The 23,047-nt window shown below is 40.8% G+C and carries 26 protein-coding genes; all 26 read left to right on the top strand.

The features are described from left to right. The first annotated feature begins 5 nt into the window (after positions 1-5). Positions 6-506, top strand: a complete 501-nt coding sequence (locus tag MHB51_RS05020; RefSeq protein ID WP_066164088.1) for a EutP/PduV family microcompartment system protein — start codon at positions 6-8, stop codon at positions 504-506. A gap of 17 nt (positions 507-523) precedes the next feature. Then, positions 524-1,942, top strand: a complete 1,419-nt coding sequence (locus MHB51_RS05015; protein ID WP_342559136.1) for an ethanolamine ammonia-lyase reactivating factor EutA — start codon at positions 524-526, stop codon at positions 1,940-1,942. 6 nt (positions 1,943-1,948) lie between these two features. After that, the gene (locus tag MHB51_RS05010) at positions 1,949-3,316 is read left to right on the top strand and encodes an ethanolamine ammonia-lyase subunit EutB (RefSeq protein WP_342559135.1); all 1,368 of its coding nucleotides are present in this window, start codon (positions 1,949-1,951) and stop codon (positions 3,314-3,316) included. Between the two features lie 9 nt (positions 3,317-3,325). Continuing rightward, positions 3,326-4,306: an ethanolamine ammonia-lyase subunit EutC gene (eutC, locus tag MHB51_RS05005; RefSeq protein WP_342559134.1), complete on the top strand. Its 981-nt coding sequence runs from the start codon at positions 3,326-3,328 to the stop codon at positions 4,304-4,306. Positions 4,307-4,317: 11 nt separating this feature from the next. Then, positions 4,318-4,968, top strand: coding sequence for an ethanolamine utilization microcompartment protein EutL (gene eutL / locus MHB51_RS05000; RefSeq protein WP_066164072.1), 651 nt, complete (start codon positions 4,318-4,320; stop codon positions 4,966-4,968). A 16-nt stretch (positions 4,969-4,984) separates the two neighbouring features. Then, the gene (locus tag MHB51_RS04995; RefSeq protein ID WP_342559133.1) at positions 4,985-6,478 is read left to right on the top strand and encodes an aldehyde dehydrogenase family protein; all 1,494 of its coding nucleotides are present in this window, start codon (positions 4,985-4,987) and stop codon (positions 6,476-6,478) included. A 15-nt stretch (positions 6,479-6,493) separates the two neighbouring features. Further along, on the top strand, positions 6,494-6,781 hold the full coding sequence (locus tag MHB51_RS04990) for a BMC domain-containing protein (RefSeq protein WP_042478217.1): 288 nt from the start codon (positions 6,494-6,496) through the stop codon (positions 6,779-6,781). A 418-nt stretch (positions 6,782-7,199) separates the two neighbouring features. Continuing rightward, positions 7,200-7,790, top strand: coding sequence for a phosphate propanoyltransferase (locus MHB51_RS04985; RefSeq protein ID WP_066164066.1), 591 nt, complete (start codon positions 7,200-7,202; stop codon positions 7,788-7,790). Between the two features lie 12 nt (positions 7,791-7,802). Beyond that, complete coding sequence (gene pduL / locus MHB51_RS04980) at positions 7,803-8,672, top strand: phosphate propanoyltransferase (protein ID WP_066164062.1); 870 nt, start codon at positions 7,803-7,805, stop codon at positions 8,670-8,672. Between the two features lie 34 nt (positions 8,673-8,706). Continuing rightward, positions 8,707-8,991, top strand: a complete 285-nt coding sequence (locus MHB51_RS04975) for a EutN/CcmL family microcompartment protein (protein ID WP_066164059.1) — start codon at positions 8,707-8,709, stop codon at positions 8,989-8,991. Next, the gene (locus MHB51_RS04970; protein WP_342559132.1) at positions 8,984-9,337 is read left to right on the top strand and encodes a BMC domain-containing protein; all 354 of its coding nucleotides are present in this window, start codon (positions 8,984-8,986) and stop codon (positions 9,335-9,337) included. The genes MHB51_RS04975 and MHB51_RS04970 overlap by 8 nt, the downstream gene beginning before the upstream one ends. Further along, positions 9,337-10,281: a malate dehydrogenase gene (mdh, locus tag MHB51_RS04965; RefSeq protein WP_066164052.1), complete on the top strand. Its 945-nt coding sequence runs from the start codon at positions 9,337-9,339 to the stop codon at positions 10,279-10,281. Before MHB51_RS04970 ends, mdh begins: the two co-directional genes overlap by 1 nt. Positions 10,282-10,545: 264 nt before the next feature. Further along, on the top strand, positions 10,546-11,874 hold the full coding sequence (locus tag MHB51_RS04960; protein ID WP_342559131.1) for a nodulation protein NfeD: 1,329 nt from the start codon (positions 10,546-10,548) through the stop codon (positions 11,872-11,874). 4 nt (positions 11,875-11,878) lie between these two features. Continuing rightward, positions 11,879-12,874, top strand: a complete 996-nt coding sequence (gene floA / locus MHB51_RS04955; RefSeq protein WP_342559130.1) for a flotillin-like protein FloA — start codon at positions 11,879-11,881, stop codon at positions 12,872-12,874. Positions 12,875-12,907: 33 nt separating this feature from the next. Then, positions 12,908-13,399 (top strand): hypothetical protein, encoded by a 492-nt coding sequence (locus MHB51_RS04950; RefSeq protein ID WP_107942480.1) that lies wholly within the window; start codon positions 12,908-12,910, stop codon positions 13,397-13,399. A 313-nt stretch (positions 13,400-13,712) separates the two neighbouring features. Then, a complete protein-coding gene (locus MHB51_RS04945; protein ID WP_066164039.1) occupies positions 13,713-13,946 on the top strand; it encodes a hypothetical protein in 234 nt (77 codons plus the stop codon). Beyond that, positions 13,918-15,036, top strand: a complete 1,119-nt coding sequence (locus MHB51_RS04940; RefSeq protein ID WP_342559129.1) for a sporulation protein YqfD — start codon at positions 13,918-13,920, stop codon at positions 15,034-15,036. The genes MHB51_RS04945 and MHB51_RS04940 overlap by 29 nt, the downstream gene beginning before the upstream one ends. Positions 15,037-15,047: 11 nt before the next feature. Further along, positions 15,048-16,007, top strand: a complete 960-nt coding sequence (locus tag MHB51_RS04935; RefSeq protein WP_107942482.1) for a PhoH family protein — start codon at positions 15,048-15,050, stop codon at positions 16,005-16,007. A 448-nt stretch (positions 16,008-16,455) separates the two neighbouring features. Next, positions 16,456-18,555, top strand: a complete 2,100-nt coding sequence (locus tag MHB51_RS04930; protein WP_342559128.1) for an HD family phosphohydrolase — start codon at positions 16,456-16,458, stop codon at positions 18,553-18,555. An 11-nt stretch (positions 18,556-18,566) separates the two neighbouring features. Next, entirely contained in the window at positions 18,567-19,043 is a 477-nt protein-coding gene (gene ybeY, locus MHB51_RS04925) for an rRNA maturation RNase YbeY (protein WP_066164027.1), read from the top strand. After that, positions 19,043-19,393, top strand: coding sequence for a diacylglycerol kinase family protein (locus MHB51_RS04920; RefSeq protein WP_342559127.1), 351 nt, complete (start codon positions 19,043-19,045; stop codon positions 19,391-19,393). Before ybeY ends, MHB51_RS04920 begins: the two co-directional genes overlap by 1 nt. Before the next feature lie 22 nt (positions 19,394-19,415). Beyond that, the gene (locus MHB51_RS04915; RefSeq protein ID WP_066164022.1) at positions 19,416-19,835 is read left to right on the top strand and encodes a cytidine deaminase; all 420 of its coding nucleotides are present in this window, start codon (positions 19,416-19,418) and stop codon (positions 19,833-19,835) included. Beyond that, positions 19,810-20,727, top strand: coding sequence for a GTPase Era (gene era / locus MHB51_RS04910; protein WP_066164019.1), 918 nt, complete (start codon positions 19,810-19,812; stop codon positions 20,725-20,727). The genes MHB51_RS04915 and era overlap by 26 nt, the downstream gene beginning before the upstream one ends. A gap of 1 nt (position 20,728) precedes the next feature. Next, complete coding sequence (locus tag MHB51_RS04905) at positions 20,729-21,415, top strand: YjjG family noncanonical pyrimidine nucleotidase (protein ID WP_342559126.1); 687 nt, start codon at positions 20,729-20,731, stop codon at positions 21,413-21,415. Positions 21,416-21,569: 154 nt separating this feature from the next. After that, entirely contained in the window at positions 21,570-21,971 is a 402-nt protein-coding gene (locus tag MHB51_RS04900; RefSeq protein WP_107942486.1) for a cytidine deaminase, read from the top strand. Positions 21,972-22,234: 263 nt separating this feature from the next. After that, the gene (gene recO, locus MHB51_RS04895; RefSeq protein WP_066164010.1) at positions 22,235-22,996 is read left to right on the top strand and encodes a DNA repair protein RecO; all 762 of its coding nucleotides are present in this window, start codon (positions 22,235-22,237) and stop codon (positions 22,994-22,996) included. Positions 22,997-23,047: the final 51 nt, after the last annotated feature.

The following is a 23,047-nucleotide window of genomic DNA, read 5'->3' as shown; positions in this document are numbered from 1 at the left end:
CCCATATGAAAAATCGCGTGATGATTATAGGTGGCGTTCAAGCTGGAAAGTCGACGTTAATGAATGCGTTATTAGGAAAAAATAGCTCAGCAAATAAGACACAGGCACTTGTCTACGAGGATTGGATTGTAGATACACCGGGGGAATATATTGAAAATCCATTGTATTACAGGAATATTATGGCGACATCGTTAGAGGTAACACATGTAATTTATTTGCAAGATGCGACCTCCTCTCGCACTGTTTTTCCCCCACAATTTAGCTTGGGTATTCCAAAAATACAAATCGGTGTCATTACAAAAATTGACCATCCACAGGCTGATGCGGAGCGAGCAGCAAGCTTATTGAAAAATGTAATGATGCGAGGGCCGATTGTTAAAACATCTGCACTAGAAAAACGAGGAATTGAGTTTATTGCACCGTTAATTGAATTAAATGACACAGCAGCAATTAAACAATTTGTGTTAGATAGTGCAAGTCCTTATCTCGAATATTGCGAACCGTGAATGGGGGGAAGGGTGAATTGACAACAGAAGAAATTTTGAGTGCAGGTATCGATATTGGTACGAGTACAACAAAAATGGTCGTTAGCCGCTTCTTATTACGCAATGTAGCAGGGTTAACACATGTGCCACGTATTGAAATTATTGAGAAAAAGCTCGTACATCAAAGTCCCATCATTAAAACGCCCTTTAAAAGCAAAGATGTAATTGATATGGAAAAAATACAACAATTTATTTTTCAGCAATACCAACTAGCAAATGTGTTGCCAGAAAACATTTCAACAGGTGCAATTATTATTACAGGTGAATCGGCAACGAAACACAATGCCAGTGAGGTAGTGCATACCATTTCAGATAGTGCAGGAAATTTTCTAGTAGCTACTGCTGGTCCAGACTTAGAAGGCATTATTGCGGCAAAGGGCTCGGGTACCGTACAGCAATCAAAGAAAACGGGAAAAGTGATAGCCAATATTGATATTGGTGGGGGTACTGCAAATATTGCAGTCGTTCAGTATGGAGAAGTAATAGGCACATGTACAATGCATATTGGAGGGAGATTAATAGAGTTTCAAAATGGCGTCATCCACTCTATCTCACCACCTTTAGAGCGTTTGATGCAGCGCTGGGATAACCCTTTAAAAATTGGTGATGCAGCAAATGACCCACGCATTGCCGAGTGTATAGAGGAAATGGTCACAGTGCTTGCACATGTGCTAACAGGTCAATTAACTAATGCGCAACATCCGTTATTATTAGGGCATTTACCAAATTGGTCTAAGCAAGTAGAGGCTGTCGTTTTTTCAGGTGGTGTAGCCGCTTGTATTTACGAGGATAATTGCTCCATGCGCCAATATGACGATATCGGTGAAAGATTAGCAAAAGCGTTGCAACAGCATGTGGGGCTGCAATCATTTTTATGGATAAAGCCAGAAGAAACGGCACGAGCTACTGTGACGGGAGCAGGTACACAAACAACCGATATTAGTGGGGCGACGATTCAGGTTGATGCGGCTGTCTTACCATTAAAAAATGTGCCTGTTTTCCAGTGTAATATGCATGCGTCAATGGCTAATATTAACAGCATTGTTGCAAATGCAGTCGCACAGGCAAATACGCTTTTTTCTGTGCAAGAAAGCCCTATGCCTTATGCGCTCTATTTTAGCCAGCTACCATATTTGAGCTTTCAAGATGTACATGAGCTATGCCAAGTCATTTTGCAGCAATTCACCTCAAGGAGCACGATACCGATTATTTTAATTATTCAATCGGATTACGCTAAAGTAATTGGCCAGACAATTCAATCAATTAATAAGGAAGTGCCAATTATTTGCATTGATCAAATTAAGGTAGAAACAGGTGATTATATCGACATCGGGGAAGTGCTGCCATCTGGCGTAGTACCTGTTGTTGTCAAAACACTTGCATTCCACTCACAGTAAAGGAGGATGGACGTGAATTTATCAGTTATATTGGGTGGAGAAAGATATAATTTTAAATCGCTAAAAGATGTGATGGCGAAGGCCAATGAAGAAAAATCAGGCGACCGTCTCGCGGGAATCGCAGCCGAAACGGTGCAGGAGCGCATCGCAGCGAAGGCTGTATTAAGCGAATTATTAATAAAGGATATTCGAGAAAACCCACTTATTCCAGAGGATGATGAAGTATCACGCATCATCGAGCAGGATGTCAATGAGCAAATTTATGGAGAAATTAAAAATTGGAGCATTGAGCAACTGCGTGAATATATTTTATCGAATGATACAGGCGACAGAGAGTTAAAGCGTCTGAGCAAAGGAATGAATTCCGAAATCATTGCGGCTGTGACAAAGCTTATGTCCAATTTAGACCTTGTACATGCAGCCAATAAAGTAGAAGTTTTATCAACATGTAATATTACAATCGGGCATAAGGGTACATTGGCATCACGCCTACAGCCGAATCATCCAACAGACAATATCGATGGAATTATCGCCTCATTGAAGGAAGGTTTGTCTTACGGAATTGGTGATGCAGTTATCGGTATTAACCCTGTAGATGATTCAGTCGAAAGTGTAAAAAAAGTATTGCATGCGACAAAAAACTTTATCAATGAATGGGATATTCCAACACAAAACTGTGTGCTAGCACATATTACGACACAGATGAAGGCCATTCAGCAAGGTGCACCAGCAGATATGATTTTCCAAAGTATTGCCGGCACAGAAATCGCAAACCGTTCCTTCGGTATTTCCGCTGATTTGATTCGTGAGGCTGAGGCATTAATTAAAAAGCAGGGCACAGGCACTGGTCCGAATTTATTTTATTTCGAAACAGGGCAAGGCTCCGAGCTTTCGGCCGAGGCGCATTACGGTGTTGACCAACTAACGCTTGAATCGCGTAACTACGGCTTTGCTCGTCATTTTAATCCATACATCGTCAATACGGTTGTAGGATTTATTGGTCCGGAATATTTATACAACAATAAGCAAGTAATTCGAGCAGGGCTTGAAGACCATTTCATGGGTAAAATGCATTGTTTACCGATGGGTGTGGATATTTGCTACACGAACCATATTAAAGCAGACCAAAATGATGTTGAGGATTTAAGTGTGCTATTAACTGCTGCTGGTGTCAATTTTATTATTGCTGCGCCAATGGGAGATGATGTCATGCTGAATTATCAATCGATGAGCTATCATGATGTAGCGACATTGCTGCAAACTTTAGGGAAAACACCCGCACCAGCCTATTTAGCTTGGCTAGAGAAAATGGGCATTTATGAAAACGGTCGTCTTTCTTCAAGAGCAGGCGATATATCGCTGTTTGAAAGGTAGGTGGATCACTTGAATGAGGAATTAGTAACCAAAATCACACAGCTTGTGATGGAGAAAATGAATGGCAAAACAGTAACACAGCAAGTAGCTGAAGCAGCGCAAAATAATGCAACATTGCGTCTTCTTGAAACGCCTGAAACGATTGAGACATCGCCTGTTGATAGTTCGTTAATCAAGCTGTACAACAACGCGCCGGCAAGAGAACAAGTATTGCCAATGGATAATGAAGAAGGAAATTTAACAAATGCGCAAGCAAAAGTCTTTCAATTTGAAGTAGATAGCCCTTCTGAAAGTGTGCAGGCAGCCCGCAAGCATACACCTGCAAGAATTGGTGTCGGCAGAGCGGGGACAAGGCCAAAAACGAAAACATGGTTAAAATTCCGCCTCGACCATGCAGCGGCAGTCGACGCTGTTTACGGTGAAGTATCTGAGGAGCTACTGCAAAAATTAAATGTATCTACAGTAACTACGAGAGTAACAGATAAAGAGGAATATATTACGCGACCTGATTTAGGACGCAGACTGTCCGATGAATCGAAAGAATTTATTCAAGCGAATTGTAAAAGCAACCCACAAGTACAAATTATTATTTCCAACGGTTTAAGTGCAAGTGCTGTTGAGGAAAACGTCATGGATGTCTATTTATCATTACAGCAAAGCTTGACTAATTTGAATATCGAAATTGGTACGACGTTTTACATTGATAAAGGGCGTGTAGCCTTAATGGATGAAATCGGCGAAATTTTACAGCCTGAAGTAATTGTGTACTTAATTGGTGAGCGGCCAGGGCTTGTCTCTGCGGAGTCGATGAGTGCTTATTTATGCTACAAGCCACGAATCGGTACTGTTGAAGCAGAGCGTATGGTTATTTCTAATATTCACAAAGGGGGCATCCCGCCTTTGGAGGCTGGCGCTTATTTAGGAACAGTTGTGCAAAGAATTTTACAACACAAGGCAAGTGGTGTAGCGCTTGTCGAGAAAGAAAGCTAGGAGGTAAGCAGATGAATCCTCAAAAAATAATGGCTGAAATTTTGGCGCTACAAATTATTCCACGCGTCAATCAGGAGCTTGCTGAACAGTTCTCACTAAAGCCCCATCAAAAAAGCTTAGGGCTTGTGACATTAACAATTGATGATGTTGGCTATGTAGCGTTTGATGAAGCGACGAAAAAAGCAGATGTCGATGTTGTCTACGCAAAAAGCTTTTATGCAGGAGCAGCTCATGCCTCGGGTCCGTTATCAGGAGAGGTGATTGGCATCATTGCTGGTAGCTCCCCAGATGAGGTGCGAAGTGGGCTTGATGCGATTGAACAAAAAGTACAATTCGACACCTATTTTGAAGCTATTTTAGGAAATGACGGACATGCCCTATTTGCGCATACGGTGGCAAGCTGTGGCACATATCTTGCGGAGCAGGCAGGAGTGGAGGTTGGCACAGCAATTGCTTACTTGATTGCCCCGCCACTTGAAGCAGTAGTAGGTCTAGATGCAGCTTTAAAGGCGGCAGATGTTGAGCTAAAAGTATTTTTCGGACCTCCGTCTGAAACAAACTTTGGGGGCGGCTTATTAAGTGGCTCACAATCATCTTGCCAAGCAGCAGCCGATGCATTTAAAGAAGCCATCGAAAACTTGGCAAGAAATCCAATAAGCTAGAAAGGAGGCGACGCAAGTGCCTACATTAGACAAAGATTTATTAGCAATACAGGAAATGCGTGATGCGGTGAAAAAAGCAAGTGAAGCACAGGCAGCCTATATGCAATTTTCACAGCAGCAAGTAGACCAAATTGTCAAAGCGGTAGCCGATGCAGCTTTTAAAGAGGCGGACCGACTTGCGAAAATGGCTGTCAGAGAAACAGGCATGGGCGTTCCTAACCATAAAAAAATAAAAAATGAAGTAGCTTCAAGAGACCTTTATGAAGATATTAAAGACTTAAAAACAGTAGGTATCGTTGGCTATGACCGTGCTGCAAAGGTTACTGAAATCGCAAGTCCATTCGGCGTAATTGCAGGTATCGTACCAACGACGAATCCTACATCAACGGCTATTTTCAAGGCGATGATTTCATTAAAAACGAGAAATGCACTTGTCTTAAGCCCACATCCGTATGCTGTGAAATGTACAGCGGAGGCTTTAGATGTTTGCCGAATCGCGGCCGAGCAAGCGGGTGCACCAGAGGGCTTGTTACAATGCTTAACGATGGCCTCCATGGACGCAACCCAGCAATTATTAAAGCATCCACAAATCAATTTAATTTTAGCAACAGGTGGCGGGGCATTAGTGAAGGCTGCCTATAGCTCAGGTAAGCCCGCATATGGTGTTGGACCAGGAAACGTACCAGCCTACGTTGAAAAATCAGCCAATATTGCTAAGGCAGCACAGCATTTAGTGCAAAGTAAATCATTTGATAACGGAACGATTTGTGCAACGGAGCAAGCGATTATTGTTGATGAATCAGTTTCGGAGCGATTACTTACAGAGCTTCAGAAAAAGGGAGCCTATATTTTAACAGCGGAAGAAAAGCAAAAAATGGAGAAGCTCATTTCTCCTACACCGGGCAGGGTCAACCCTAAAATTGTTGGAAAATCAGCCGCTTGTTTGGCTGACTTATTAGGCATTACAGTGCCAGCCGGTACGAAGGTGCTTATCGGTTTAGAAACAAAAGTAGGAAAAGAAATTCCGTTTTCACTTGAAAAATTATCGCCAATTTTTGCCCTTTATACTGTAAAGGATAGCGTAGCGGCAAAGCAAGTAATGATTGATTTGTTAAACATTGGCGGACGTGGACATACATGCTCAATTCATACTGAAAATGCAGCGTTGGCGGAGCAGTTCGCAGTTGAACTGCCAGTATCACGCATTGTTATTAACACTCTATCATCTATTGGCGCAGTGGGAGGAACAACAGGATTAGCACCATCCTTCACGCTAGGCTGTGGGACGTTTGGTGGCAATATTACATCAGACAATGTCACAGCAAGGCATTTAATCAATATTAAACGTATGGCTTACGGCACGAAAGATGTAACTGTGCCAGAACCACAGTACGAGCCGCTAGAGGCGATTGTAGAAAAGCAGGTTGCCCAAGCAGGAGAAGTTAATGCTGATATGGTGCAGCAAATTGTTGATCAAGTATTAAAACAAATTACATTACAAAACAACTAATTGGAGGAATGACAAATGAACAGAGAAGGTACAGCTTTAGGAATGGTAGAAACAAAAGGACTTGTAGGAGCAATTGAAGCAGCAGACGCAATGGTAAAGGCGGCAAGCGTTAATTTAGTAGGGAAAGTACATGTTGGAGGTGGAATTGTTACGGTATTAGTGCGTGGTGATGTTGGTGCAGTAAAGGCGGCTACAGATGCGGGTGCGGCTGCTGCAGAGCGCGTTGGCGAATTATTATCAGTACACGTAATTCCACGTCCACATAATGAATTAGAATTAATTTTACCAAAGCTCGACGCATAGTTCATTCAACGATACAGGCTGGGGCTGTCTAGAAAGCGGACGAAAGCAAAACTTTCCAGACAGCCTTTATTAGCTGGTTTAACGTCTTTCAGCAATGTTTACTGTGAAGAGTAACCGCAGGAACAGATGTTTTTGTACCGATAGCGTAATGACAGGTACAGAATTCACCACCTCTAGAGGTGGTGAGATGAATGCAAGTATTAGACCGATTTCAGCGAGTGTTCAAACACCCGCTGAATCATAGGAACTCAGTCTAAGTACATCGCATACCTGAGTGACCAACATCGTGTTGGCCTAAGCTCTGGTGGATGTCACAGGACGTGACAGTTTTAGGTTAACTTCCACTGGTTAGCGTGAAAAAATCTAGACGCAATTACGCCTTGGCGCGTATTAGTATAAATGAATTGAGGTGACTCGCGTGAGCCTAGTGACAAAAACAATCCCAGTAGCGATTTCGGCACGTCATATACATGTGTGTGAAGAGGATTTACAAGCACTTTTCGGACCCGATGCCACATTAACAAAAGATTTTGACCTTTCACAGCCGGGGCAATATGCTGCGAAGGAAAGAATATCGATTGAAGGACCAAAAGGAGCTATTCATAATGTGCGTATACTTGGACCTGTCAGACCAGCAACACAAGTAGAAATTAGCCAAACGGATGCGGTGAAATTGGGTTTAAATCCGCCTTTAAGACAGTCAGGCGATATCGAAAATTCAGCAAGTATAAAAATTAGCAATGGCGACAAATCCATTACAATAAAGCAAGGTGCCATTATTGCACAAGCACATATCCATATGACAGAGCAAGACGCGCAGGAATTTAATGTAGAAAACAATGAAGTTGTTACCGTTGAGGTTGAAAGCAAGCGCCCTATTACATTGCGTGGTGTGGTCGTTCGCGTCTCAAAGGATTTCAGCCTTGAAATGCATATTGATACAGATGAAGCAAATGCTGGCTTTATTGAGCAGCAAGCAAAAGGAACAATTATAAAAACAATGAAGTAAGGAGGAGGTTGGATGCAGGAAAATTTAGTGCAAAAAATTGTGGAAGAAGTGCTACAGCAAGTGTTGAAAAATCAGCCTTCCCTTCAGCAGCACGATGATAAAATTCCAGTTGGCGTATCAGCGCGACATGTTCATCTAGCACAGGCTGAGGTTGAGCAATTATTTGGCAAGAGCTATCAGCTTACACCGAAATTCGAGCTTTCACAGCCAGGTCAGTTTGCAGCAGAGGAAACAGTTGTTATTGCTGGACCAAAGGGCTCGATTGAAAGGGTAAGAATTTTAGGTCCGGCTCGCTCTTTATCTCAAGTAGAGGTTAGCTTTACTGATGCTATTAAACTAGGCTTAACACCTCCCCTGCGCATTTCTGGTGATATAAAGGGTTCAAGTCCCATTACCTTAATCGGTCCAAAAGGAAGTGTGGTGTTGAAGGAAGGGCTAATTGTTGCGAAAGCTCATATTCATATGACGCCAACTGATAGCGTTCGCCTCGGCGTGACGGACGGACAAAGCGTGCAAATAAAGCTTGCGGGCATTCGACCAATTATTTTATCGGATGTGATGATTCGCGTGTCGGAGCGTTACCGTTTGGAAATGCATATTGATACGGATGAGGCAAATGCAGGCTTCATAAAGCAAGGAGCTTTAGCTGAAATCGTTCAAGGCCCAACGCTTGAGCGAGGGGAGACGCAGGTTGCTCAGCCAGTTAACCAAATACCTGAACAGCAGTCAGCCTATCACTTCACGAAAAGGTTATTATCGCAAGTAGATGTAGCTGCAATAACAGAGCAAGAAATCATTGTTTCTAAAAAGACGATTGTGACAGCATTGGCATATGACAAAATTCGGGAATTAAATAAAACGTTAACGATTCATAAAGAATAAATGGCTTAGCTAATGCAGAATAGAGGGTGAGCAAATGCAAATGGGAAGAGTGATTGGGAATGTTTGGGCTACACGTAAGGAAGAAGGGTTAAATGGCTTAAAATTATTAATCGTTCAACCAATTGATTCAAACCAACAGCCAATACGAACTGAACTTGTAGCTGCAGACCGCATTGGCGCAGGTATAGGTGATGATGTTCTTATTACAAGTGGAGGGTCGTCACGCTATATTATGAAGGATAATCCACTGCCAATTGATGCGGTCATAATTGGAATTATAGATTCTACAGAAGTAATGCGAGGTGAAGACAATGAGTAGTGCAATCGGTATGATTGAAACAAAAGGGCTAGTCGGCTCTATAGAAGCAGCAGATGCTATGATTAAAGCTTCAGATGTCACGATTGTGAAGCAGGAATTTATAGATGGTGGTATTGTCACAGTCGTTGTCCAAGGAGATGTTGGCTCTGTACAAGCAGCAGTTGATGCGGGTAAGGCAGCAGCGATGCGTGTTGGTGAATTGTTATCCGCACACGTTATTCCACGACCAGATGTGGATGTATTCCAAATGATTAAAGGGGCAGAGACACCGAAAAAAAAGCCAGCGCCAGCACGCGCAAAAAAAGCATCAGAGGTAGCTCCTAGCGAAAATGGCGGTGAAGTATAATGCCATTTCAAAAACATAAAATTGCAGTAATTGGAGCCGGGCATACAGGGGCAACACTTAGTTTGTTTTTAGCTCAAAAGGAATTAGGCGATGTTGTACTTTTAGATATTCCTGATGCTGAAAATCCAACAAAGGGAAAGGCGCTCGACTTGCTACAAACAGGTCCGATAGAGAAATTTAATGTGTCTGTTAAAGGGACAAGCAACTATGAGGATATAGCAGGTGCTAGCATCGTTGTTATAACTGCCGGCATTCCGCGTAAACCTGGTATGAGCCGCGATGACTTAGTAACAACAAATGCTAATATTATAAAGCAAGTATCTGCGCAAATTAAGCGTTATGCACCGAATAGTATCGTGCTTGTATTGAGCAATCCTGTCGATGCGATGACATATGTTTGCTATAAGGAAACTGGCTTCCCGAAAAACCGCGTAATTGGGCAATCTGGTGTGCTCGATACCGCACGCTTTAATGCGTTTGTTGCACAAGAGCTACAAATTGCACCAGAGGATGTGTCAGGTTTTGTGTTAGGTGGACATGGAGATGAGATGGTGCCATTAATTCGCTATTCATATGCGGGTGGCATTCCCCTTGAGAAGCTAATTCCCGCACAGCGCTTAGCGCAAATTGTGGAGCGCACACGCAAAGGTGGCGGTGAAATCGTCGGCTTACTTGGCAACGGGAGTGCTTATTATGCACCCGCTGCTGCCTGTGCGCAAATGGTTGAAATTATCATGAAAGACCAGCGTAAAATCATCCCATCAATCGCCCTATTAGAAGGTGAGTATGGCTACAACGATTTATTTTTAGGCGTACCAACAATATTAGGTGGCAATGGGATTGAATCCGTTATTGAGTTACAGCTTACAGCAGAAGAAAAGCAGGCACTTCAACATTCAGCAGAAGCTGTGGAGCAAGTGCTTGAGATTTGTCGTAATATTTAAGTGATTGCCTGAAAAGTAGCGTGTTCGCACTGCTTTTCAGGCATTTTTTGCTTGTTGCCAAAATATCGAGGAATCTTTGAGGAAATAGGGCAAGCGCAAAAAGAACCTGAAAACCCCTCTTCAAAAAATAAGGGTTCACTTTAGGCTTATTAATATGAAATAAGTTATACTTAAATTAAAGTAATGTTTTTATACTTTTTTTGAAACTTTTATGCATACTAATCGTATAAACAGTTAATCAAATTTTTAGAAAGGAGAGACGTCATGAAAAGGACACGAATACTGAGCTGGTTAGTACTTCTTATGCTGTCAATTGTCCTAGCTTTCCCTACGCAAACATTTGCTAAGAGCAAAGTATATCATGTGCCAGTTGAAAATAATGTTGAAAAAGGTTTAACAGCTTTTTTACAACGTGCATTCCAAGATGCAAAAGAACATGGTGCGGAAGCGATTGTGCTTGAAATACATACACCAGGTGGCTTCACAGACGCAGCAGAAGATATTGCAAAAATCATTAAGCAATCCGAAGATATGAAAGTCATTGCCTTTATTAATACGAAAGCGCATTCAGCAGGGGCGCTTATCGCGTTAAATGCAGACAGTATTTATATGACGCCTGATGCCACAATTGGTGCAGCAGGTGTTGTGGATAGCGCTGGCAACGCGGCAGAATTAAAGGCGCAAAGTGCTTGGATTAAACAAATGATTGCAGCAGCAGAAAGCTCAAATCGAGATCCGCAATATGCACAGGCGATGGCAGATTCATCGCTAGATATGAGTGAGTATGGGGCACCGAAGGGAGACTTCCTTACTTTATCTGCTGAGGAAGCGCTTAAAGTAGAATACTCAAACGGCACTGTGAAAAATTTGCAGGAAGTGTTAGAGCGGGAAAATTTAGCGGACAGTATAGTCATTGATTTAGAACCAACTGTTGCTGAGCAAATTGCTCGTATCGTGACAAATCCAATTGTTATACCAATACTTTTATCGATTGCCAGTCTCGGTTTAGTTATTGAGCTCTATTCACCGGGCTTTGGCGTAGCAGGCGTGATGGGCTTGTCCGCACTTGGATTATTTTTCTTCGGTCATTTAATTGCTGGTATTGCAGGCTATGAATCGATTTTACTACTAATTATTGGTATAATTCTTATAGTTGCGGAATTTTTCGTCCCCGGTGGCATTGTTGGTATTATTGGAGGTGCTTCAATAGTATTAAGTTTGCTTTTAGCAGGTGCTAATTTTGTCCAGATGGGGTATTCAATTTTAATTGCGCTGTTAATCGCAGTTATAGGAATGGTGATACTTATGAAATTCTTTGGCAAAAAATTGCATATGTTTAACAAGCTTGTGTTAAAGGATGCAACGACGACGGAGGAAGGCTATGTGTCCAATGTCAATCGACTTGAGCTTATCGGCAAAAAAGGTAAAACGCTGACACCGTTTAGACCAGCAGGTGTTGTTTCCATTGATGGGGAGCGCGTTGATGCAGTGTCAGACGGCAGTTATATTGATGCTGGTAAGCATGTAGAAATTATTAAGGTAGAAGGCTCACGCATTGTTGTGCGAGCAGTATCAGAAGAAACGGAGGAATAATAGTATGTTTGTTGAAGCAGGTGTAATTGGTTTAACGATAATTATCGTTGCTATTTTTATCATTCTAGCTATCTTTTTCACATTCGTTCCAGTAACGCTGTGGATTAGTGCGTTAGCAGCAGGTGTTCGTGTAAGTATTTTCACATTAATCGGGATGCGACTACGTCGAGTAATTCCATCGCGTATTGTTAACCCTTTAATTAAAGCGCATAAAGCAGGAATTGAAGTAACAATTAATCAGTTAGAATCACATTATTTAGCAGGTGGTAATGTTGACCGCGTAGTTAATGCGTTAATTGCTGCGCACCGTGCGAATATTGAATTATCTTTTGAGCGTGCCGCTGCGATTGATTTAGCAGGTCGTGACGTTTTAGAGGCAGTACAAATGTCGGTTAACCCGAAAGTAATTGAAACACCATTTATCGCGGGTGTGGCAATTAACGGGATTGAAGTAAAAGCAAAGGCACGTATTACAGTACGTACAAACCTTGACCGTTTAGTCGGTGGTGCTGGTGAGGATACAATTATTGCCCGTGTCGGGGAAGGGATTGTATCGACAATCGGTTCTTCAGCATCGCACTCTGTTGTATTAGAAAATCCGGATTTGATTTCACAAACTGTATTAGCGAAGGGCTTGGACTCCGGTACAGCCTTTGAAATTCTATCGATTGATATCGCGGATGTTGATGTAGGTAAAAACATCGGTGCTGAATTACAAATTGAGCAAGCACAGGCGGACAAAAATATTGCACAGGCGAAAGCGGAAGAGCGTCGTGCGATGGCCGTAGCAACAGAACAAGAAATGGTAGCTAAAGTTCAAGAGATGAAAGCAAAAGTTGTTGAAGCAGAGGCTGAAGTACCAATGGCAATGGCAGAAGCTTTACGTTCAGGTAACCTTGGTATTATGGATTATATGAACTATAAAAACATTCAAGCGGATACTATGATGCGTGATTCAATTGCGAAATCAACAAATGATGATAATACGCAGAACAAATAGTGTATCGTCTAAGTTAGAAGGGAGGTTGCTTAAGTGGAGTCTTTAATTATCCTTATTGTGCTTGGGATTATTTCCTCATTGCTCGGTAAAAAAGATAAGTCCAAAAACACGAAAAGCATGCCACCATTTAATGAGCAATCAAAACCTAATCGTGAGCCACGCCAAGCCAAGACAACACCAACTAGGTCTTTAGAGGATTTCGCGAGTGAAATCTTTGGGCAGCTTGAACAAAAAAAGGCTGAGGTAGAGCAGCAATGGAAAGAAATTAAGCCCGTTGTGCCAGTGCGAACTGAGCGAACTGAGCGAAAAATAGAGCCGATTGTTGAAACGGTAGAGGTACCAAAAGTAACCTATGAGAAGACGGTAGCACGTCCAAATATTGAACAATCACTACGTGTGACGCAAATGAAGGAGCGAGAAACAGCTGTTTTTACAGCTCCTACGACAAAGAAAGCACTTGTTCAGGCAATTGTTGCCGCGGAAATTTTAGGTCCGCCAAGAGCAAAGCGACGACAAGTACGATAACTTCTTTTAGAAGAAATTCCTTATCTCTATAAATGGCGAGATGAATGCCTGCCGTAGGCCTTTTCAGCGAGTGCCAAAACACATCTTGATACAAGGAGCTCAGTCTAAGTATGCTACTTTCTGTGGCAACGATTGAATGTCTAACATCATGTGGTTTAAGCTCCAACGGATGTCACGTGATGTGCCAATTTTAGATTCACTTCTACCAATTAGCTCGAAGAAAATCTGGACGCAATTACGTTGACGCCTAATTAATCTTATACATGCCTCCTTTTTCTAATGCATATAGTATGAGAAAGGGAGGCTGTTTTTTATGAAAAAATTATTTCAAATGGCTGCAATATTTGAAATGACCAATTTTAAACTGCTTAAATGGCATGGGAATTATCGCATACTAGCTGCATCTGATGCGAGTTGCTCGTGTATGATAGAAGATTATGTTGTGCATATTAAGGGAGAGCAAATTACTGTAACTGTATTGGCGACAAATGGTTTTACCGTATCATGTGAAAAATTACATGCACTACAAATTGAAAAGCATGCATAATATTGATTATCGCCGTGTTCGCGTATCGGTGCAAAAAAATCAAAAAACAAATGATTTACTACAATATTTACATAGCCATCATGTACCGATTTATCATGTGCGTTCGACAAAAGAAGTGCTACAATTTGAATTGGCTCGCCAGCATATCGCTATATTGCGCAAAGCACGCAGTAAGCATCGTGTCAAATTGAAGTTACACTATTTAACAACAGACGAGCTACTTCCAAAGCGATTGATGACAATTGTTAGTTTACTTTGTCTATGGCTCATACCGTTACTTTGCAATTATTGGATATGGGAAATTGATATACAAGGAGATACACCAGAACAAAAGGCTGCAATCGAGCGTTTAGTGCAAAAGGAATTTGCTGCACCTATTCTAAAAAAACGCTTACCGACAGATCAAGAGGTACGAGAGTTCATTATGCAAAACTTTCGCGAGTATTCATGGGTGCATGTTGCGAAAGTAGGAAGTAAAATGACCATCCGTCCACAGCTCGCACCGAAAAATGAAATGAAGGAAAATAAAGATGGCTATTATCATCTTATTGCTGGTAGCAGTGGTGTCATCACCCATTTTGATATAAAAAGTGGTGAGCGTAAAGTAACGCCAAATACGACAGTATATAAAGGGGATACACTCGTATCTGGGCTGATGCTAGTAGGGGAAAGACAGCTTTTAATTGGTGCAGTCGGTGACGTTTATGCAGACTATTGGCTAGAGAGCGAGTTTACAATCCCGCAAGAAGTGCAATATGAAGTTGTAACAGCAGAGGCTTGGCACTTTACGTTTACTCCTGAAGGGCTACCAACAGAAATAAAAGCACTACCATTGCCTGAATGGTTAGCGCGTTATATACGTGTTGCTAAAATAGAGACGAGAGAAAAAATAGTTGAAACGTTGACAGAAGAACAGATTGAATCGCGAATTATGCCATTGCTGCATGAAAAAATGGTACAATCATTACCAACGAAGAGCATTATTAAAAAAGAAAACCTTTTACACATTCAATTTGTAGATGGTAAAGTAAAGGGGAAGGTTCTATATTTAATCAATGAAAATATTGCCAAACCTTATCCTATTAATTAAGGAGCGTTAGGATGTCAGAAAAAATTTCACAATTACAGTTAGACAATCCGAATGAAGCAGTTATGTTATTAGGCATGTCGGATGCAAATATTAAATTAATTGAAGAAACGTATAAAGTACAAGTTATTACACGTGGGGAAGTAGTACAAATTGCGGGCGATGATGAGGCACAGAAGGAGCAGGCTAAATCCGTGCTACATGCGCTACTACAGGTGATTCGTAAAGGGATTAATGTTGACCAACGGGACGCATCAACAGCAATTGAAATGGCCAACAAAGGTACAATCGAATATTTTGCAGAGCTTTATGAGGAAGAAATTGCACGTAATACAAAGGGCAAGCCGATTCGTGCGAAAACGATTGGACAGCGAGAATATATACGTGCCATTCGCCATCGTGACTTGATTTTCGGCATCGGCCCAGCCGGTACAGGTAAAACCTATTTAGCTGTTGTTATGGCAACACAGGCTTTAAAAAACGGTCATGTGAAGCGCATTATTTTAACAAGACCTGCTGTTGAAGCTGGTGAGTCGTTAGGCTTTTTGCCAGGTGATTTAAAGGAAAAAGTTGACCCTTATTTACGCCCGCTTTATGATGCACTACATGATATTTACGGCGTAGAACAAACGCAGCGTTTAATTGAGCGTGGTACAATTGAAATTGCGCCATTGGCGTATATGCGCGGTCGTACATTAGATGATGCCTTCGTTATATTAGACGAGGCACAAAATACAACGCATCAGCAAATGAAAATGTTTTTAACACGCCTTGGCTTTGGTTCTAAAATGGTTATTACTGGGGATAAAACACAAATTGACCTTCCGAAAAACACGGAATCGGGTCTGATTATTGCGGAACGTACACTGAAATATGTCAAGGACATACATTTCCAAATTCTTGAGCAAGGGGATGTTGTGCGTCACCCACTCGTAGCAAAAGTAATTCAAGCATATGCGGAGCAGGAGCTGTAAGGAGTAAGCTGTGCACCGATTTTTGAAAGCAACTTAACGACATAAATTGCTAAGGGCTGCTAGAAAGTCAGGGAGAGTTGTGACTTACTAGCAGTCTCTTTTTAGCTATTCCACTCAATTATGCCTTGGCTAGCTCTCGTCCAAATTTTTTCACGCTAACCAGTGGAAGATAAACTGACCTGCATCACGCAGACCTCCCTTCAAAATCTGTGACATCCGTCGAAGGCATAACTTTTTAGCGATTATTTGAACACTTGCTGAAAATCGGTTTAATACTTGCATTCATCTTGCTACCTAGAAAGGTATGAAAGTTTTTACGCTATCTGTACAAAATATGTGCTCCTGCGATTACTCGCCGCAGAAAACATTGCTAAAAGAAGTTAAAATGACACGAAATAAGCATGAAATCACGCTCAAAAATTGGTAAAATAATAAGTGGAGGTGTGCAATGAGAAAACAATTAAAAAACATAATGCAAATCATTCAATTTCGTTATTTTTTAATATTAGTCCTCTTAATTACAGCAACTATTCAATTTTTGTTTATGGCAGGCAATGTAAGGGGCATTACATACGATATACAGTTGCTGCAGCTAGCACCCGAAACAATTCGTTCTGTGAAAACTGTAGAAGATTCGGTGAAAACGGAAAGGGAACGTGATAATGCGGAGAAATCTGTTGAGCCTGTCTACGTCTTCAATGAGGAAGTAGCAGACCATCGTACAGCCATTATTACATCTGTTTTTGATATCGTGCTTGATGTACGAGAAGAGACAAAGGATGATTCAATTGAATCAAGAGTAGAGCAATTAAAAACAAGTTTAAAAGATATTACGGAATCACAAACTTCAATAAGTATTAGCAATACACAGCTTGAAGTATTGTTAACGATTGACGAGGAGCTATTAAATAATACGCGTGATAGTTTAGCACAGCTCGTATCAAATGCGTTAGACCGACCATTCCGTAAAGAGCAAATCTTAACAATTCGCAATGAAATTGATAGTAAAATACGTCAGCAATCAGCAATAGCGGAGCCGTTACTTAATACAGTTATTACACTTGGACGAGCTGCTATTGTCGAAACAGAAGTGCTAGATGAAGAAAAGACCGAGTTGCGCGTTCGACAAGCACGCGAAATGGTTGAAGCAACACGTATTTTACAAGGTCAAATTATCGTGCAAGAAGGGGAGCTTATAGACCGTGAAGTATACCGACAATTAGAGTTGCTAGGTATGCTAGATACGAAGGAATCTTTAAAGCCGATTTTTGGGTTACTCATTTTAATTTTCTTGCAGATGGCCTTTATTTATATCGTTTTTGACCGTTCAAAAAAGCCGATAGCCAAACGTCGAAACGAGCTGCTTGTTACAACAATAGTTTATACAATATGTCTTATTATTATGAAATTAATTAGCATTGTAGCGGATAATTTTGATGTGATGATTGCCTTTTTATTCCCAGTTGCTTTAGCGACAATGCTTGTTCGCTTGCTTGTGGATGACCGAGTGGCATCAATTGTAACGGTTATGACGGCGACATCAGCAGGTGTCATGTTCCATAGTGGCTATGCTGCTGTGTTACAAATGGATATTGCCTTGTACATAATGTTTGGCGGTTTTGCGACGCTATTTTTCATGCGCAATCTTGAAAAGCGCTCATCATTATTGCAGGCATGTGGCATTCTCTCAGTTATTAATATTTTATTTATTAGTTTTTATTTATTAATGTCTCAGTCGGGCTATGGTATCACCGAAATAGGCTTCTATTTGACGGCGGCTATCATTTCAGCAGTGCTTTCCGGTGCGTTGACGATGGGGTTATTACCGTTCTTTGAGTCGGCATTTGGCATTTTATCAACAATGCGCTTGATTGAGCTATCGAATCCAAACCATCCATTACTTCGCAAATTATTAACGGAAACGCCGGGTACTTACCACCATAGCATTATGGTAGCAAATTTGGCGGAAACAGCTTGTGAAGCAATTGGTGCGGACGGGCTATTAGCGCGCGTCGGCTGTTATTACCATGATGTCGGGAAGACGAGAAGACCTTCCTTCTTCATTGAAAATCAGATGACAGGTATTAACCCGCATGATACATTACCTCCACAATCGAGTGCAGATATTATTATTGCACATACGACGGACGGCGCAGAGCTCCTGCATAAGCATCGCATGCCACAGGAGATTATTGATATTGCGTTACAGCATCATGGCACAAGCTTATTGAAATTTTTCGTATTTAAAGCGAAGGAAGAGGGCATGAATGTTGATGAGGCAGCGTTCCGTTACCCAGGACCAAAGCCGCAAACGAAGGAAATTGCTGTTATTAGCATTGCAGATAGTGTAGAAGCTGCGGTACGATCCATGAAGGAGCCGACTGCTGACAAAATTAAAAAGCTAGTACAGTCCATTATTCAGGACCGCGTGCAGGATGACCAATTTGATGAATGCGATATATCATTGAAGGAATTAAAAATTATTGAAGATGTGTTATGTGAAACATTAAACGGTACATTCCATTCACGCATCGAATATCCAAAATAGGAGGTTTGCAAATGGCGTTAGAAATCGATTTTTTAGATGAAACGGATTCGGTTCAAAAAGCGCATATCGATTTAGTCGAGCGCTTATTGCAGTATGCGGCAAAAGAAGAGCAGATTGATGATGGTAGCGAACTATCAATTACATTCGTTACGAATGAAGCCATACATGAAATCAATCGAGAGTACCGCGATAAAGACCAGCCAACAGATGTTATTTCCTTTGCTTTAGAGGAGCTAGGTGAAGGAGAAACAGAAATTATTGGTGAAGGTCTACCACGTGTTTTAGGAGATATTATTATTTCGGTCGAGCGTACACAGGAGCAGGCGGAGGAGTATGGACATTCTTTTGAGCGAGAGCTAGGCTTTTTAGCACTCCATGGATTTTTGCATTTATTGGGATATGACCATATGAATGAACAAGATGAAAAAGAAATGTTTGATAAACAAAATGCAATTTTGTCGTCCTTCGGGCTAGGGCGCGAGGCATAATGGATATCCGTAAATTTTTACGCTCCTTTTTCTATGCCTTTCAAGGAATACTGGAGGCGGTAAAGGAGCAAAATATGCGCTTTCATGTAGCAAGTGCCTGTATCGTCATCGTTGCAGGCTTATTAACAGGCTTGAGCGTGATAGAGTGGCTAATTATCGTTTTAGTCATTATTTTAGTTATTGGTGCGGAAATGATGAATTGTGCAATCGAACGAGTTGTCGATTTAGCAACATCAGAAATTCACCCTTTAGCAAAGGCTGCAAAGGACGCAGCAGCAGGCGCGGTACTTGTATTTGCGATTGGCAGTGTTATAATCGGAGTACTCATTTTTTTCCCGAAATGGTTTTAATGTGATATAGGAGGCAAAAAGAATGGATAAACATACATTAATGGAGCAATCAAAGATAGCGCGTGAAAAGGCGTATGTACCTTATTCAAAATTTCCAGTAGGCGCAGCACTTTTAGCAGAGGATGGTACAGTTTATTTAGGCTGTAATATCGAGAACGCCGCATATAGCATGGCAAACTGTGCAGAGCGAACGGCAATTTTTAAAGCGGTATCTGAAGGTGTGATGAAATTTAAGGCGATTGCTGTAGTAGCAGATACGGACAAGCCTTGCTCACCATGCGGGGCATGCCGTCAAGTGATGAGCGAATTTTTCCCAGCAAGTATGCCAGTTTATTTAACAAACTTAAAAGGTGATGTACAAGAAACGACAGTAGGTGAACTGTTACCGGGTGCATTCACAACGGAGGATTTAGATTATGCAGCAAGCAAACAGTCCCTATAAATCGGGCTTTATTTCCATTATTGGTCGACCGAATGTAGGGAAATCAACATTTTTGAATCGTGTTATCGGACAAAAAATTGCAATTATGTCAGATAAACCACAAACGACACGTAATAAAGTGCAAGGTGTATTGACACTTGAAAATTCGCAAATGATTTTTATTGATACACCAGGTATTCATAAGCCGAAGCATAAATTAGGCGAATTTATGTTGAAAGTATCTAAAAATACATTGCGTGAAGTGGATGTTATTTTATTTATGGTCAATGCAGAGCAAAAAATCGGTAAAGGTGATGAATTTATTTTAGACCTTTTAGCTGGTAATAAAACGCCTGTCTTTTTAGTCATTAATAAGATTGACCAAGTTCATCCAGATGAGCTTATTACAATTATTGAATCCTATAAAGATAAATACCCGTTCAGCGAAATCGTGCCGATTTCCGCGCTACAAGGAAATAATGTCGAAAATTTATTAGCAAAGCTCGGTGAGTATTTACCTGAAGGACCGCAATATTATCCTGCAGATCAAGTGACCGATCATCCAGAGCGTTTTATTATTTCAGAGCTGATTCGTGAAAAGGTTTTGCATTTAACACGTGAGGAAATTCCCCATTCGATTGCAGTTGTCATTGATAAAATTAAGCGTGATGAAGAGCATGAACATATGATTCGTGTACAAGCAACAATCATGGTTGAGCGCGATTCACAAAAGGGCATTGTCATTGGCAAGCGCGGTGCATTACTAAAGGAAATCGGTACACTGGCACGTAAAGATATCGAAATGCTTCTTGGCTCAAAGGTATACTTGGAGCTTTGGGTAAAGGTGCAAAAGGATTGGCGCAACAAACAAACACATTTACGTGACTTCGGCTTCCGTGAGGATGAGTATTAAAATGAAAAATTACGATATTATTTATTTCGATATCGATGATACACTTTTTGATTTTACTATATCGGAGCAAGAAGCTTTTAAAAAAGTTTTTAGCAAATATAATTTGTTAAATAACTTAAAATTGTATGAAAAGAGTTATCGAGAAATTAACAAAGTGTTATGGGAAGATTTAGAACGAGGAAAAATAAGCTTAGTGGAACTAGGTTCAGAAAGATTTAGGAGATTATTTTTAGAACACGAACTTGAAATGGACGCAGTTGTATTCAATCAAGACTATTTGAAATTTCTTGGCCAACAAACCTATCTCGTTCAAGGAGCCGAAAAAGTTATTGAAGCTTTGTCGCATAAGCGATTAGCCATTATTACGAACGGTTACACAGATGTACAAACATCTAGAATTAATCATTCCTTTTTAGAAGGTAAATTTGAGCATATTATTATCTCTGAATCCACAGGGTTTCAAAAGCCACAAGCTGAAATTTTTGATTATGCTTTTAATAAGCTGCAAATTACAGAAAAATCAAATGTCCTAATGGTAGGTGACTCATTGACTTCTGATATTCAAGGTGGAATTAACTACGGTATTGATACATGTTGGTTCAATCCTAAATATAAAGAAAATACTACAAATTTAAAGCCTACTTATGAAATAAATCAGTTAGAACACCTGTTGCAAATTGTGAAATAAGTGTATAGTATTTTAGGCGATAATATTGAAATTTCTGTAGCGTTATCATTTCCTAATTTTGAGTCAGCTTATGTTTCCTGTGATAAGTGTTTAATAGGGGAGCAGCGGGTGTAGGAAACGCCTGTCGCTAAATGAATTGGGAGGTAATATCGGCATGAATATTGAACAAAAACTCTATCAATCAGCAATAGACTTGATAGAAAAAAGATACCCTTCTGGTTGGGGTGGGGCTTCGGCAATGTACACTGAAGATGGTCAAATTTTAACTAGTGTAGCACCAGATATTATCAATGCTTCTACTGAATTGTGTATTGAAACGGGTGCAATTCTTGAGGCACATAAACTTAATACAAAGGTTACTCATACTATCTGTATTGTAAGAGAAAATGAAGAATCCGAATTTACAATTTTAACCCCTTGTGGTGTATGTCAGGAAAGACTTTTTTATTGGGGAGAGAGTGTAAAAGCAGCTATAACTAACCAAGATGGTAGACTGGAGTATAAAACATTAAAGGAAATCCAACCATATCATTGGTATAAAGCTTATGAAAAGTGATTGCTAAACTAGCTCATAGAAGCTTGTATAGAGACATCTCTTATAAGATAAACATAACCTTTTATTAAGACATACCAAATTATAAACAAATATTGATTAAACATATAAAGGGTGTTGGGAAATTTTTAGTTTTCTCGACACCTATTCTCATTTTCTTAAGAAAAGTATTATATAAGAAATGAATGTTTCAAAATCAATCTATTTTTACGTGAAACATAGATTAATCTAGTCATTCACCAAAATGAAGTGGAGGTGTGTTATAAATGTTGCATAAATGGGAGGGAATTGTTCTCAAGGCTAGAGCATACGGAGAATCCAATAAAATTGTCACATTGCTGACACGTGAAGCAGGTAAGGTAGCCGTTATGGCACGTGGTGCGAAAAAGCCGACTAGCCGTTTAGCAGGTATTACTCAACCTTTTATGTACGGCCTGTATTTAGTGCAGCGAACAACGGGGATGGGCACTTTGCAGCAGGGGGAGCATTTGAATGCGATGCGCACAATGCAAACTGATATTCATGCAACAGCCTATGCAAGCTATGTCGGTGAGCTGGTCGACCGTTTAGTAGAAGAGGGCGAGCCTCAGCCATTTGCCTTTGAAGTAGTAAGGCAAGCATTACTTGCTATAGATGAAGGCTATGACCCTGAGGCGATTGCTTTATTCGTTGATTGGAAAATGCTGCCCTATGCAGGCGTCCAGCCAATTTTACAAGCTTGTGCAAGCTGCGCATCAACAGACGGTGAATTTGCCTTCTCCTTTTCACACGGAGGTTTTTTATGCCATCGCTGCTTCCATCATGACCAATATATTATCCGACTCTCGCCAACGCAGCTCAAGCTTATTCGGATGTTTTATATGATGCCAATTGAGCAAGTCGGCAAGCTAGATTTAAAGCCCCAAACGAAGATGTTTATTAAAAAAATTGTGACAACAATTTACGAAGAGCAGACAGGGATTCGCTTGAAGTCACGTAGCTTCATTGAGCAACTCGGTGCCTGGCACGCAAACAATTCTGAAAATTAAATACAATTCGAAATTATTAGACATCTATGTGTAGCAAGCGATAAAATAAGG

This window comes from Metasolibacillus sp. FSL K6-0083 (genome assembly GCF_038630865.1).
Taxonomy (GTDB): domain Bacteria; phylum Bacillota; class Bacilli; order Bacillales_A; family Planococcaceae; genus Metasolibacillus; species Metasolibacillus fluoroglycofenilyticus.
This window is presented reverse-complemented; position numbering and strand designations above follow the sequence as displayed.

Bases quoted from the DNA above. Each gene is read 5' to 3' on its own strand.
- MHB51_RS05020 (WP_066164088.1), top strand. From the start codon at position 6: ATGAAAAATCGCGTGATGATTATAGGTGGCGTTCAAGCTGGAAAGTCG.
- MHB51_RS05010 (WP_342559135.1), top strand. From the start codon at position 1,949: ATGGACGTGAATTTATCAGTTATATTGGGTGGAGAAAGATATAATTTT.
- eutL (WP_066164072.1), top strand. From the start codon at position 4,318: ATGAATCCTCAAAAAATAATGGCTGAAATTTTGGCGCTACAAATTATT.
- MHB51_RS04990 (WP_042478217.1), top strand. From the start codon at position 6,494: ATGAACAGAGAAGGTACAGCTTTAGGAATGGTAGAAACAAAAGGACTT.
- pduL (WP_066164062.1), top strand. From the start codon at position 7,803: ATGCAGGAAAATTTAGTGCAAAAAATTGTGGAAGAAGTGCTACAGCAA.
- MHB51_RS04975 (WP_066164059.1), top strand. From the start codon at position 8,707: ATGCAAATGGGAAGAGTGATTGGGAATGTTTGGGCTACACGTAAGGAA.
- MHB51_RS04970 (WP_342559132.1), top strand. From the start codon at position 8,984: ATGAGTAGTGCAATCGGTATGATTGAAACAAAAGGGCTAGTCGGCTCT.
- mdh (WP_066164052.1), top strand. From the start codon at position 9,337: ATGCCATTTCAAAAACATAAAATTGCAGTAATTGGAGCCGGGCATACA.
- MHB51_RS04960 (WP_342559131.1), top strand. From the start codon at position 10,546: ATGAAAAGGACACGAATACTGAGCTGGTTAGTACTTCTTATGCTGTCA.
- floA (WP_342559130.1), top strand. From the start codon at position 11,879: ATGTTTGTTGAAGCAGGTGTAATTGGTTTAACGATAATTATCGTTGCT.
- MHB51_RS04945 (WP_066164039.1), top strand. From the start codon at position 13,713: ATGAAAAAATTATTTCAAATGGCTGCAATATTTGAAATGACCAATTTT.
- MHB51_RS04940 (WP_342559129.1), top strand. From the start codon at position 13,918: ATGCACTACAAATTGAAAAGCATGCATAATATTGATTATCGCCGTGTT.
- MHB51_RS04935 (WP_107942482.1), top strand. From the start codon at position 15,048: ATGTCAGAAAAAATTTCACAATTACAGTTAGACAATCCGAATGAAGCA.
- MHB51_RS04930 (WP_342559128.1), top strand. From the start codon at position 16,456: ATGAGAAAACAATTAAAAAACATAATGCAAATCATTCAATTTCGTTAT.
- ybeY (WP_066164027.1), top strand. From the start codon at position 18,567: ATGGCGTTAGAAATCGATTTTTTAGATGAAACGGATTCGGTTCAAAAA.
- MHB51_RS04920 (WP_342559127.1), top strand. From the start codon at position 19,043: ATGGATATCCGTAAATTTTTACGCTCCTTTTTCTATGCCTTTCAAGGA.
- MHB51_RS04915 (WP_066164022.1), top strand. From the start codon at position 19,416: ATGGATAAACATACATTAATGGAGCAATCAAAGATAGCGCGTGAAAAG.
- era (WP_066164019.1), top strand. From the start codon at position 19,810: ATGCAGCAAGCAAACAGTCCCTATAAATCGGGCTTTATTTCCATTATT.
- MHB51_RS04905 (WP_342559126.1), top strand. From the start codon at position 20,729: ATGAAAAATTACGATATTATTTATTTCGATATCGATGATACACTTTTT.
- MHB51_RS04900 (WP_107942486.1), top strand. From the start codon at position 21,570: ATGAATATTGAACAAAAACTCTATCAATCAGCAATAGACTTGATAGAA.
- recO (WP_066164010.1), top strand. From the start codon at position 22,235: ATGTTGCATAAATGGGAGGGAATTGTTCTCAAGGCTAGAGCATACGGA.